This is a genomic window from Serratia sp. G204Y (genome assembly GCF_051172435.1).
GTDB lineage: Bacteria > Pseudomonadota > Gammaproteobacteria > Enterobacterales > Enterobacteriaceae > Serratia > Serratia sarumanii.
Window position 1 is genome coordinate 69,961 of record NZ_JBPIZA010000002.1, and the last position, 12,452, is coordinate 82,412.

Genomic DNA, 12,452 nt, shown 5'->3' on the forward strand with positions numbered 1-12,452 from the left:
CCTGTTCGGCAAACACTTAACGGGAAGCAACATGCGTAACGAAACAACACAACTCAGACGCGGACTAAACGCGCGGCACATCCGTTTCATGGCTCTCGGCTCGGCGATCGGCACCGGCCTGTTCTACGGCTCCGCCGGCGCCATCCAGCTGGCCGGCCCGGCCGTGCTGCTGGCCTACCTGGTGGGCGGCGCGGCGGTGTTCATGGTGATGCGCGCGCTGGGTGAAATGGCGGTGCACCAGCCGGTTTCCGGCTCGTTCGGCCACTACGCCAGCCACTATCTCGGCCCGCTGGCCGGGTTCCTCACCGGTTGGACCTACACCTTCGAAATGGTGATCGTCGCCCTGGCGGACGTCACCGCCTTCGGCATTTATATGGGGCTGTGGTTCCCGGACGTCGCCCAGTGGGTCTGGGTGCTCAGCATCATTCTGTTTATCGGCGCGCTCAATTTGTGCAGCGTCAAGGTGTTCGGTGAGCTGGAGTTCTGGCTGTCGCTGGTCAAGGTCGCCGCCATCGTGGCGATGATCGTCGGCGGCGCGGCGGTGATGCTGTTCGGCTTCGGCCAAGCCCAGCACGCTACCGGTATCAGTAACCTGTGGCAGCACGGCGGCTTTATGCCTAACGGCATCGGCGGCGTGGTCGCGTCATTGGCGGTGGTGATGTTCGCCTTCGGCGGCATCGAGATCATCGGCATTACCGCCAGCGAGGCGAAAGACCCCGCCAAAGTGCTGCCGAAAGCGATCAACGCCGTGCCGGTGCGCATCCTGCTGTTTTACGTGCTGACGCTGACGGTGCTGATGGCGATCTACCCGTGGAACAGCATCGGCCAGAACGGCAGCCCATTCGTTGAGATCTTCAGCAACCTCGGCATCAGCTCCGCCGCCAACGTGCTGAACGTGGTGGTGATCACCGCCGCCATCTCGGCCATCAACAGCGACATCTTCGGCGCCGGCCGCATGATGTACGGCATGGCGCAGGACGGCCAGGCGCCGCGCAGCTTCACCAAACTGACCGCCAGCGGCGTGCCGTGGATGACGGTGCTGGTGATGTCGGTCGCCCTGCTGCTGGCGGTGGTGCTCAACTACCTGATCCCGGAGAAGGTCTTCATGATCATCGCCTCGATCGCCACCTTCGCCACCGTCTGGGTGTGGCTGATGATCCTGCTGTCGCAGATCGTCATGCGCCGCACGCTGTCGCCGGAAGAAACTCGTCAGTTGAGCTTCCCGGTGCCGTGGTGGCCGGTGGCGCCGGCATTGGCGACCGCCTTTATGGCATTCGTCATCGGCCTGCTCGGCTACTTCGAAGAGAGCCGCATCGCGCTGTACGTCGGGCTGGTGTGGATCGCTTTACTCACCGTGGCTTACTGGCTGTGGGTGCGCAAGAAAGGCGGGGGTTCGCCGGTGACCGCGGCAACGCAGCAGATGTAACGCTCGCTTCTGATAAAACCCGCTGCGGCGGGTTTTTTAATGCGCCTGCGCCAATGCTTGCAGGACATCCGCCTGCAAGTCGTCAAACGCCTCCAGCCCGGCGGACAACCGCACCAATCCCTCGCTGATATGATGGCGCCGCCGCTCTTCGGGGCTGTAGGCCGAGTGCGTCATGCTGGCCGGGTGTTGCGCCAGGCTTTCGCAATCGCCCAGGCTGACCGCGCGCAAGATGAGCTGCAGCGCATTGAGGAAGCGAATGCCTGCACTCATGCCGCCCCGCAGTTCAAACGCCAGCATGCCGCCGGGGCGCGCCATTTGCCGCTGCGCCAACGCATGCTGCGGGAAGTTCGCCAGGCCGGGATAATACACCCGCTCGACCGCAGGATGCTCCGCCAACATCTCCGCCAGACGCTGCGCGTTATCGCAATGACGATCCATGCGCAGCGGCAAGGTTTTCAAACCGCGCAGTACCAGCGCAGCATCCTGCGCCGACAGCACTGCCCCGTTCATGTCCTTCAGCCCCTCAAGCCGGATCGTCTGCGCCAGCGCCTCGCTCGTCACCGCCAGCCCAGCCAGCAGATCGCCGTGGCCGCCGAGGTACTTGGTGGCCGAGTGCACCACGATGTCGGCGCCCAGCGTCAGCGGCCGCTGCAGGTACGGTGTACAGTAGGTGTTGTCCACCAGCAGCAACGCCTGATGCCGGTGTGCAATCTCCGCCACTGCGACGATATCGATCAGTCGCATGTTGGGGTTGGCCGGGGTTTCGCAATACACCAGCCGGGTGCGCCTACCGATCGCGGCGGCCAGCCGCTCCGGCCGGGTCAGATCAACATGGGTTATCTTGACGCCAAAGCGCGCCAGACCGTGATGAAAATAGCTGAAGGTGCACCCATACACCGTTTCATCGACGATCAGCTCATCGCCCGGGCTGAGCAACGTCCAGCAACAGGCGGTGATCGCCCCCATGCCGGAAGAGAACGCCACCGCCGCTTCCCCCTCTTCGAGGTTGGCGATGCGCTGCTCCAGCAGATTCAGCGTCGGGTTGGCGATACGTGAATAGAAATACCCCGGTTCGGTGCCGGCAAAGCAAGCGCCGCCATATTCCGCCGTGGGAAAGGTAAAAGTGGAGCTCATAAACACCGGCGGGCTCAGCGCCCCCTGATGCTGCTGAGGATCGTAGCCATAATGAATAGCGCGGGTAGCGAAGGCATGGTCAAGTTTGCCGGACATAACGACTCCTTATCTGAGTGAACGAAGCCGATTCAATTATTCATCGGAAGCATCCGGCGGCAACGCGCCATCCCGTGTACGCCGCCCGATAATTTGCAGAGTGCGCAGCAGCAGCATGACGCCCAGCAGTGTGTCCGGCTGCTTCAGCAAGGCGTAAGCCGCACGAAAATTGGCGGGCGGCGGGTTCAATTGCAGCTCGCTGTGCGCCATCTTCAACGCAGTCCCTCCCTCCCAACCGACCGTAACCAGCCCTTCGAATACGCCGGCCAGTTTTTCCACCAGCGCGTTGTCGGCGATATCCACTACGTCCGACAGCAACGATAGCAGATCGACCACGTTGTCCAGCCGCCCGCCGGCCAGCAGCGGCCGCAGTTTTTCCAGCAAGCCCGCCAGCGATTGGAGTTCATCACCATGCACCGTGCTTTCCGTCATATCAGCCCCCTTACCGTGGCCCAATACAGACCGCGGTTAAAACCGTTGCGCAGCATGCCGCCCACCTTGGTGGCCGGGGTCGGCAGCACGTCGTGACGGTAGTCGTACACCAGCGGCATGCCGGCATTCAGCCCCATTTGCGCGACCGCCTGCACCTTGCCGTCGTAATGGCTGACCGTTTGCCCCAGCCGTATTTCCGCCACGATATTGTCGGCGATCACCGGCGCCTGATTGTGGCAAGAACCGCCCGCCTTGCTGACCGGCAGATCCACGGTGTCGCCTATCACGTATACGCCCTGCTGGCCGTACACCTGCAGCGTTTGGTGATCGGTCGGCAACCACCCCTCGCCGTTTTGAATATCGCTCAGGCCGGTGTTGCGCACCGCTTCCACCGCCCGGATCGGCGGCGTGGCCATCAGGATGTCAAACGGCTGTTCCTCCCCCTCGGCGGAATAGGCGATGTTGCGCTGTGCGTCCACCCGGCTGAGGGTAAAACCGCGCTGGTGACGGATATCGCGCGCGGCAAAAATGGCGGGCAGCGCTTCGCCGGTCGGGCGCTGCAAAAACAGGCAGTTGCGCAGCAATTGGGAAATGGTCGGATAGGTATAAACGATCTCCACCGCCTTACGCACGCCGCGCCGCCGCAGGTAGTCATCCAGCATCAAGGTGGTTTCGATCGGCGCGATGCCGCACTGGTGGGGCACGTTGGGGGTTTCAGGGAAGGAAACGGTGATGAAGATACGCCCTTTCTCGATAGTCGCCAGTTTTTGCGCCAACCGCCTGGCGGCCTGATACTGGTAAAAATGATCGCCCGCCTGCGCCAGCCCTTCGATACGCTCCGGCCAGGGGACGCAGCCGGTAGCAAAGACCAGAAAGTCATAGGAATAAATTTTACCACTTTGCGTGGCTATATTTCGCTGTGTTAAATCGAAAGATTCCGCTTTATCAACAATGAATTGTATTTCAGGGCGCAATAAACTCCGCTGTGAGCGCGTGAGTTCCTGCTTGAAAAAAGTATTGAACGCCACATACATAAACGCCGGTTTGTAATAATGCAGCGGTGAATCCGATATCATTAATAACTCGACTTTATTATTAATAATTTCTCGGTGCAATTTTTCGGCCAATACATTGGCCAGGATGGTGCCGCCGGTTCCGCCGCCGACAATGACGATTCGCTGTCGCATCAAGCCCTCGCTCAACCGGCCAGCAAGCCGGCAGTATTAAGGCATAGTGAGGATGAAGATCTACGGCAGAACGGCGAGAAATAAACTGCCTCATTGGCAGTCTAGTAACGAATAATTATAAAGCAAATAAAAATGGAATACAAAATAAACACAGTTACTATCTTTAATAAAATTATCGGGTTAAATAGGACCACGTTTTCAATAAAAAACTTATTATTAGACTGACATTCATCACGAATTTAAAACATAAAAAAACCCGCCGCGGCGGGTTTTTATTTAGCAACCGAATCGGTCGAACTTACTGGCCTTTAACTTCTTTCAGGCCGTTGAACGGCGCACGGTCACCCAGCGCTTCTTCGATACGGATCAGTTGGTTGTACTTGGCAACGCGGTCAGAACGGCTCATGGAACCGGTTTTGATCTGGCCAGCCGCAGTCCCTACCGCCAGGTCGGCGATGGTCGCGTCTTCGGTTTCACCGGAACGGTGAGAGATCACCGCGGTGTAGCCGGCGTCTTTCGCCATCTTGATAGCAGCCAGAGTTTCGGTCAGAGAACCGATCTGGTTGAATTTGATCAGGATGGAGTTAGCGATGCCTTTCTCGATGCCTTCTTTCAGGATCTTGGTGTTGGTAACGAACAGATCGTCGCCCACCAGCTGGATTTTGTCGCCCAGAACTTTGGTCTGGTAAGCGAAGCCCACCCAGTCGGATTCATCCAGGCCGTCTTCGATAGACACGATTGGGTACTGTTTGGTCAGATCTTCCAGGAAGTGAGTGAACTCTTCGGAAGTGAAGGCTTTGTTGCCTTCGCCGGCCAGCACGTATTTACCGTCTTTGTAGAATTCGGAAGCCGCGCAGTCCATCGCCAGAGTGACGTCTTTGCCCAGCTCGTAGCCCGCCGCTTTTACCGCTTCAGCGATAACCGCCAGCGCTTCGGCGTTGGAACCCAGGTTTGGCGCGTAGCCGCCTTCGTCGCCCACGGCGGTGTTCATGCCTTTGGCTTTCAGAACTTTCGCCAGGTGGTGGAACACTTCAGAACCGATGCGCACCGCTTCTTTCAGGGTTTTCGCGCCAACCGGCTGAATCATGAATTCCTGAATGTCGACGTTGTTGTCAGCGTGCTCGCCGCCGTTGATGATGTTCATCATCGGCAGTGGCATGGAGAATTTGCCTGGGGTGCCGTTCAGTTCAGCGATGTGCTCGTACAGCGGCATGCCTTTAGAAGCTGCGGCCGCTTTCGCTGCTGCCAGGGAAACCGCCAGAATGGCGTTGGCGCCGAAGTTGGATTTGTTTTCGGTGCCGTCCAGCTCGATCATGATCTTGTCGATGTTCGCCTGGTCTTTGGCATCTTTACCCAGTACTGCCTGAGCAATCGGACCGTTTACTGCAGCAACGGCTTTCAGTACGCCTTTACCCAGGAAACGAGACTTGTCACCGTCACGCAGTTCCAGCGCTTCGCGGGAACCGGTAGAAGCACCTGACGGCGCAGCAGCCAGGCCGACGAAACCGCCTTCCAGATGAACTTCGGCTTCAACAGTCGGGTTACCGCGGGAGTCGATGATTTCACGACCGATGACTTTAACGATTTTGGACATTAGGTTTTCCTCAGTACAAGTTAAACTAAAACTCCAGACAAACAGCGCGCGGTTCTCACCGCGCGCCGCCTACCAAATATTTTATTTCACCTGGCGCTTCTGATGCTCGCCTGCGGCTTTCACGAAGCCGGCGAACAGCGGATGCCCATCACGCGGCGTAGACGTAAATTCCGGGTGGAACTGACAGGCTACAAACCACGGGTGATTCGGCAGTTCAATGATCTCGACCAGCTTGTTGTCGGCGGAACGACCGGCGACACGCAGCCCTGCGGCTTCGATCTGCTTCAACAGCATGTTGTTAACTTCGTAACGGTGACGGTGACGCTCGACAATGGTCGGTTCGCCATACAGCTGACGCACCAGGCTGTTGTCGATCAGGTTGCACTGTTGGCCACCTACGCGCATCGTGCCGCCCAAATCGCTTTCTTCGCTGCGCACTTCGACGTTGCCGTCTTCGTCGCGCCATTCGGTGATCAACGCCACCACCGGGTACTTACAGTCTGGCATAAACTCGGTGGAGTTGGCGTTTTCCATGCCCGCCACGTTGCGAGCGAACTCCATCAACGCCACCTGCATGCCCAGGCAAATGCCCAGGTAAGGAATGTTGTTCTCGCGCGCATAGCGTGCGGTCATCACTTTGCCTTCCACGCCGCGGTAACCGAAGCCGCCCGGGATCAGGATCGCGTCCAGCCCTTTCAGCACTTCCACGCCGCGGGTTTCCACGTCCTGCGAGTCGATCAGCTTGATGTTCACGGTCAGACGGTTTTTCAGCCCGCCGTGCTTCAGCGCTTCGATCACCGACTTGTAGGCGTCCGGCAGCTCAACGTATTTGCCGACCATGCCGATGGTCACTTCGCCGCCCGGATTGGCTTCTTCGTAGATCACCTGTTCCCATTCGGCCAGGTTGGCTTCCGGTGCGTTCAAGCTGAATCGTTTACAAATATAATCGTCCAGCCCCTGAGATTTCAATAGGCCTGGGATTTTATAAATAGAATCAACGTCTTTCAGAGAGATAACCGCTTTTTCCGGCACGTTGCAGAAAAGCGCGATTTTAGCGCGTTCGTTAGCAGGAACTGCGCGATCGGAACGGCAAATCAGCACATCAGGCTGAATACCGATGGAAAGCAGCTCTTTTACGGAATGCTGGGTCGGCTTGGTTTTCACTTCGCCGGCCGCCGCCATGTACGGCACCAGCGTCAGGTGCATATACAGAGTGTGCTCGCGGCCCACTTCCACCGCCATCTGACGGATAGCTTCGAGGAACGGCAGCGATTCGATATCGCCGACGGTGCCGCCGATTTCCACCAGCACCACATCGTGGCCTTCGCCACCTTCGATGATGCGCTCTTTGATCGCGTTGGTGATGTGCGGAATGACCTGCACGGTCGCACCCAGATAGTCGCCGCGGCGTTCTTTACGCAGCACGTCGGAGTAGATGCGGCCGGTGGTGAAGTTGTTGCGACGCGACATTTTGGTGCGGATGAAGCGCTCGTAGTGACCCAAATCCAGATCGGTTTCTGCGCCGTCTTCGGTGACGAAAACTTCCCCATGCTGAATCGGGCTCATGGTGCCCGGATCCACGTTGATGTACGGGTCCAGTTTCATGATGGTAACGTTGAGGCCACGGGCTTCAAGAATAGCCGCCAGAGAGGCTGCGGCAATGCCTTTACCCAGAGAGGATACGACCCCGCCGGTCACAAAAATATAATTAGTTGTCATGCTGAACCTGAGAGTTTAGGTTTAAAGACGATGGAAGAACCAGGACGGGAAAGTAGTATACCCGAACCTCTCCTGACCTACAAACGATCGTTTTGCTGTCCATCATCTCGGCCGCCCTCCCGTGTTCATCAGGGTTTACTCCGCCGGCGCCGCATAAACCCTCCAGGTAAAACAAAGAGTTAGCAGAGAAAATTTCTTTTTACCGCCCCTCAGGAGCGATAAAACGCCTTAGATTTCAGTTTGTTGCCCTTTTGCTGCCGCCGGCAGCCATGCGCCTCTAACCTGACCGAAAGCTTAACCGTTTCAGCTCAAGCGAACCTTGTCGGCGATCAACATTGTCGCGGCGATTCAGCTTTCCTGACGTTTCACCTGCTGCCAGGCCTCTTCCATCTGCTCCAGCGTGGCGTCTTCAAGCCGCAGCCCGCTTTGCTGGACAATCTCTTCCACCTGGCGGAAGCGGCGCTCGAACTTGCGGTTCGCCGCCTGCAGCGCGTTCTCGGCCTTGTGGCCTAAATGGCGCGAGAGGTTCACCGTGGCGAACAGCAGATCGCCGATCTCCTCTTCCAGCTTGCTCTCGTCGACCACCGCCTGGCGGGCTTCGTGCATCACTTCGTCGATCTCTTCGTACACTTTGTCCAGCACCGGGCCCAGGGTATTCCAGTCGAAGCCGACCGAGGCACAGCGTTTCTGGATCTTGTGCGCTTTCATCAACGCCGGCAGCGCCTGCGGAATATCGTCCAGCACCGAGTGCAGCGCTTTTTCGGCGCGCTCACCGGCCTTCAGCTGCTCCCAGCGCGCCGCCACGGCTTCGCTGTCTCCGCCCTCGGCGTCGCCGAAGATGTGCGGGTGACGGCGCTCCAGCTTGTCGCTGATGGCGGTGCACACCTCATCGAAATCGAACAGCCCCTGCTCCTGCCCCATTTGCGCGTAAAACACCACCTGAAACAGCAAGTCGCCCAGCTCGTCGCGCAGATCGGCATAGTCCTGCCGCTCGATGGCGTCCAGCACTTCGTAAGTCTCTTCCAGCGTATAAGGCGCAATGGTGGCGAAGGTTTGCTTGCGGTCCCACGAGCAACCGATCTGCGGGTCGCGCAGCGTTTTCATGATGTTCAGCAGACGCTGCAGCGGAGTGGATTGGGTCATAAAAAATCTCTGAGAAAGCATGGGGGCGCAGGGGAGCGCCCGCCGAATTCATGGATTTCGGGCCGCATCCGCTATCGATACGGCCCGAAAGGCGATGTGGGCTTAGTTGCCGTGCAGACGCTTGGCGTCTATCACGTCCGGCAGCTGGTTCAGCTTCGCCAGCACCCGGCTCAGCACCTGCTGGTTGTAGATTTCGATATCCATGTCGATGGTGGCCAACTGCTTCTTGGTGTCGCTGCGGCTGGCGACGCCCAGTACGTTGACCTTTTCGTTGGCCAGAATGGTGGTAATGTCGCGCAGCAGCCCGCTGCGATCGTTGGCCATCACGCGCACCACCAGCGAATAACCGCTGGAGTAGCTTTCACCCCATACCGCGTCGACGATGCGCTCCGGCGCGTGCGATTGCAGATCGACCAGCTGATCGCAGTCCGCCCGGTGGATCGAAATACCGCGCCCCTGGGTGATAAAGCCGACGATGTCGTCGCCCGGGATCGGCTGGCAGCAGCGGGCGATGTGGTGCATCAGGTTGCCCACGCCTTCCACCACCACTCGGCCGTTGTCCTTGTTGCGGGCCGGCGGCGGCGCTTTCTGCTGCACCAGCTGGCGCAGCGCCTCGCGATCCTGCTCTTCGGCGCTCGGCTTGTTGAACTTGCCCTGCAGGTAATTCACCATCTGGTTCAGGCGAATGTCCCCGCCGCCGATCGCCGCCAACACCTCGTCCAGCGAGTTCATGTTGTAGCGCGGGATCAGCAGCTTCTCGGCCTCTTTCAGGCTGATGCCGAGGTGTTCCAGTTCGTTGTCCAGCATCTGGCGGCCGGCGAGAATGTTCTTGTCGCGATCCTGCTTGCGGAACCAGTTGTGGATCTTCGAGCGCCCGCGGCTGGTGGTGACATACCCCAGGTTCGGGTTCAGCCAGTCGCGGCTCGGGTTCGGCTGCTTCTGGGTGATAATCTCAATCTGGTCGCCCATCTTCAGCTGATAGGTAAACGGCACGATGCGGCCGCCGATCTTGGCGCCGATACAGCGGTGGCCGACGTCGCTGTGAATGTGGTAGGCGAAATCGAGCGGCGTGGAGCCGGCCGGCAGATCCACCACGTCGCCTTTCGGCGTAAACACATACACCCGATCGTCGAACACCTGGCTGCGCACTTCGTCGAGCATCTCGCCGGAGTCCGCCATTTCTTCCTGCCAGGCGATGAGCTTGCGCAGCCAGGCGATGCGTTCTTCGTAGCCGGAGCGCACGGTCACGCCCGCGCCCTCTTTGTACTTCCAGTGCGCGGCTACGCCCAGCTCGGCGTCTTCATGCATTTGCCGGGTGCGGATCTGAATCTCGACGGTTTTGCCGCGCGGCCCCAGCACCACGGTGTGGATAGACTGGTAGCCGTTGGGTTTCGGGTTGGCGACGTAGTCGTCGAACTCGTCCGGCAGATGGCGGAAGTGGGTATGCACGATGCCCAACGCCGCATAGCAATCCTGCAGGCGCTCCGCCACGATGCGCACCGCGCGCACGTCGAACAGTTCGTCGAACGCCAGGTGCTTTTTCTGCATCTTGCGCCAGATGCTGTAGATGTGTTTCGGCCGGCCGTAGATCTCCACCCGAATGCCTTCGCTGGCCATTTCGGCGCGCAGCCCGGCGACGAAATCGTCGATGAACTGTTCGCGATCGATGCGGCGCTCATGCAACAGCTTGGCGATGCGCTTGTATTCTTCCGGATGCAGGTAGCGGAAGCAGAAATCTTCCAGTTCCCACTTCAGCTGGCCGATGCCGAGCCGGTTGGCCAGCGGGGCGTAGATGTTGGAACACTCTTTCGCCGCCAGCACGCGCTCGTCTTCCGGCGCGTCTTTCACCTCGCGCAGGTGAGCGATGCGCTCCGCCAGCTTGATGACCACGCAGCGGAAATCCTCCACCATCGCCAACAGCATGCGGCGCACGTTGTCGACCTGTTCGGAGGCCATCGAGTCGTTTTGGGTGGCTTTCAGTTGGCGAATGGCGTCCATGTCGCGCACGCCGTGCACCAGCGCGACAATGCCCTTGCCGAACGCTTCGGTCAGGGTCTCTTCCTGCACGATGCCGGCGTCCACCAGCGGGAACAGCAGCGCAGCGCGCATGCTGTCGTTGTCCATGCTCAGCGTCGAGAGGATTTCCACCATCTCCAGACCACGCCACAGCAGCAGCGAGGCGTCGGGGTGATTCTGGGTCTGCTGCTCACAATAACGCCAGGTTGCGGCCAATCGCTCACATGACTGCGGGTTAGGTAGCCCCAAGCCGGCTATCCACTCATCGAGAGCGAACTCACCCGCCGTATTCAGATGTGCACTTCTTACCGCAACCATAACTTCTCCCTACTTTGCAGCGACCTCTGGCGCGCGCTCGTTGATAAACAGCGCCATTGATTCAAGATGCCCCGTGTGCGGAAACATATCCAACATCCGCACGCGCGCAAGACGATAACCGGCGCTCAACAGCACTTTGCTGTCGCGAGCCAGCGTGGTGGGGTTACAGGAAACATACACCACCCGCGCCGGCGCCAGTTTTACAATGTGTGACATCACCCCGGCCGCACCGGCACGGGCGGGATCCAGCATCACCTTATCAAACCCTTGTGCTGCCCAAGGTTGCCGCGCAACGTCGTCCTCCAGATTCTCGTGGAAGAACGATGCATTATTCAGCTTATTCTTATGTGCATTATATTGCCCATTCGCTACCAGCGTGGCAACACCTTCGATGCCCACCACCGCAGCGGCGCGGCGCGCCAACGGCAGGGTGAAGTTACCCATACCGCAGAACAGGTCCAGCACCCGATCATTGGGTTGAATGTCGAGCCATTCAAGGGCCTGCGCCACCATTTGTTGGTTTACGGCGTCATTGACCTGAATAAAGTCGCGCGGGCTGAAGTCTAAGCGTAGCCCGTCAACCTGATAATACGGCGTGTCACCGCACAGTTTTTCCACGCGATCGCTGTCCGGCGCCAGGTAAACGGCGAGGTTTTCCCGCTCGCCAAACGCCAACAACGCCTGCCGATCCGCCTCTTTCAGCGCGTCGAGATGGCGCAGCACCAGCAGCGGGCCGTTATCCGCCAGCACCAGCTCTACATGCCCCAGCCGCCGTACCGCCTGCAGCCCGCTCAGGCAGGCGCGCACCGGCGCCAGCAGCCGTTCCAGCTCCGGCCGCAGCACCGGGCAGTGCTCCACCGCCACCAGCTCGCTGGAGGCCGCCTGTCGAAAGCCCATCATCAGGCGCTGCAGCTTGGGCTGCCACGCCAGGCTCAGGCGGGCGCGACGGCGATAACCGTATTCCGGGCCGGCGATCACCGGCTCCTGCTGCGGGGTCACCCCGGTTTCGCGGGCGATCATGCGCACCAGCGCCGCCGCCTTGCTCTGCTGTTGCAGCGCCTCATCCGCATGCTGCTGCTGGCAGCCGCCGCACACGCCGAAATGCGGGCAGCGCGGCGCCACCCGCTGTGGGCTGCGGCTCAGCAGGCGCTTGAGCTTGCCTTTGGCGAACTGGCGCTTATCTTCGGTCAGCTGGATTTCCGCCTGCTCGCCCGGCAATACGCCCGGCACGAACACCGCTTTGCCGTCGTGGCGCGCCACGCCCTGGCCGAAAGGATCGAGATCGCTCACCGTCACGGTGAAGATTTGTGAGCTCTGCCGGGTCGTCACGCGGCGTTTGGGAGAGTAGAATTGCGCCATATTTGTCGATTGTGTGCTGGTTCATTAA

At 59.5% G+C, this 12,452-nt stretch carries 9 protein-coding genes; 1 reads left to right on the forward strand and 8 read right to left on the reverse strand.

Annotated elements, in window-relative coordinates; all coding sequences use genetic code 11:
• The first annotated feature begins 31 nt into the window (after positions 1–31).
• Positions 32–1,426: an amino acid permease gene (locus ACSBQQ_RS14790; protein WP_033652933.1), complete on the forward strand. Its 1,395-nt coding sequence runs from the start codon at positions 32–34 to the stop codon at positions 1,424–1,426.
• Positions 1,427–1,462: 36 nt separating this feature from the next.
• Here the strand turns inward: ACSBQQ_RS14790 and ACSBQQ_RS14795 are convergent, their stop codons facing one another.
• From ACSBQQ_RS14795 to rlmD, 8 genes are all read right to left on the reverse strand, one after another.
• The gene (locus ACSBQQ_RS14795) at positions 1,463–2,656 is read right to left on the reverse strand and encodes a methionine gamma-lyase (RefSeq protein ID WP_060428642.1); all 1,194 of its coding nucleotides are present in this window, start codon (positions 2,654–2,656) and stop codon (positions 1,463–1,465) included.
• Positions 2,657–2,692: 36 nt separating this feature from the next.
• Positions 2,693–3,088, reverse strand: coding sequence for a hypothetical protein (locus ACSBQQ_RS14800; RefSeq protein WP_077791442.1), 396 nt, complete (start codon positions 3,086–3,088; stop codon positions 2,693–2,695).
• Positions 3,085–4,275 (reverse strand): NAD(P)/FAD-dependent oxidoreductase, encoded by a 1,191-nt coding sequence (locus ACSBQQ_RS14805; protein WP_039568868.1) that lies wholly within the window; start codon positions 4,273–4,275, stop codon positions 3,085–3,087. Before ACSBQQ_RS14805 ends, ACSBQQ_RS14800 begins: the two co-directional genes overlap by 4 nt.
• 298 nt (positions 4,276–4,573) lie before the next feature.
• Positions 4,574–5,869 carry a phosphopyruvate hydratase gene (gene eno, locus ACSBQQ_RS14810; protein ID WP_060428644.1) on the reverse strand — a complete coding sequence of 432 codons (1,296 nt, stop codon included), beginning with the start codon at positions 5,867–5,869 and terminating at the stop codon, positions 4,574–4,576.
• An 81-nt stretch (positions 5,870–5,950) separates the two neighbouring features.
• The gene (gene pyrG / locus ACSBQQ_RS14815; RefSeq protein WP_033637139.1) at positions 5,951–7,588 is read right to left on the reverse strand and encodes a glutamine hydrolyzing CTP synthase; all 1,638 of its coding nucleotides are present in this window, start codon (positions 7,586–7,588) and stop codon (positions 5,951–5,953) included.
• Positions 7,589–7,936: 348 nt separating this feature from the next.
• Complete coding sequence (gene mazG / locus ACSBQQ_RS14820; RefSeq protein ID WP_033649234.1) at positions 7,937–8,731, reverse strand: nucleoside triphosphate pyrophosphohydrolase; 795 nt, start codon at positions 8,729–8,731, stop codon at positions 7,937–7,939.
• 102 nt (positions 8,732–8,833) lie between these two features.
• A complete protein-coding gene (gene relA, locus ACSBQQ_RS14825; protein WP_033637137.1) occupies positions 8,834–11,065 on the reverse strand; it encodes a GTP diphosphokinase in 2,232 nt (743 codons plus the stop codon).
• Between the two features lie 9 nt (positions 11,066–11,074).
• Entirely contained in the window at positions 11,075–12,424 is a 1,350-nt protein-coding gene (gene rlmD / locus ACSBQQ_RS14830; RefSeq protein WP_033649231.1) for a 23S rRNA (uracil(1939)-C(5))-methyltransferase RlmD, read from the reverse strand.
• Positions 12,425–12,452 lie beyond the last annotated feature (28 nt).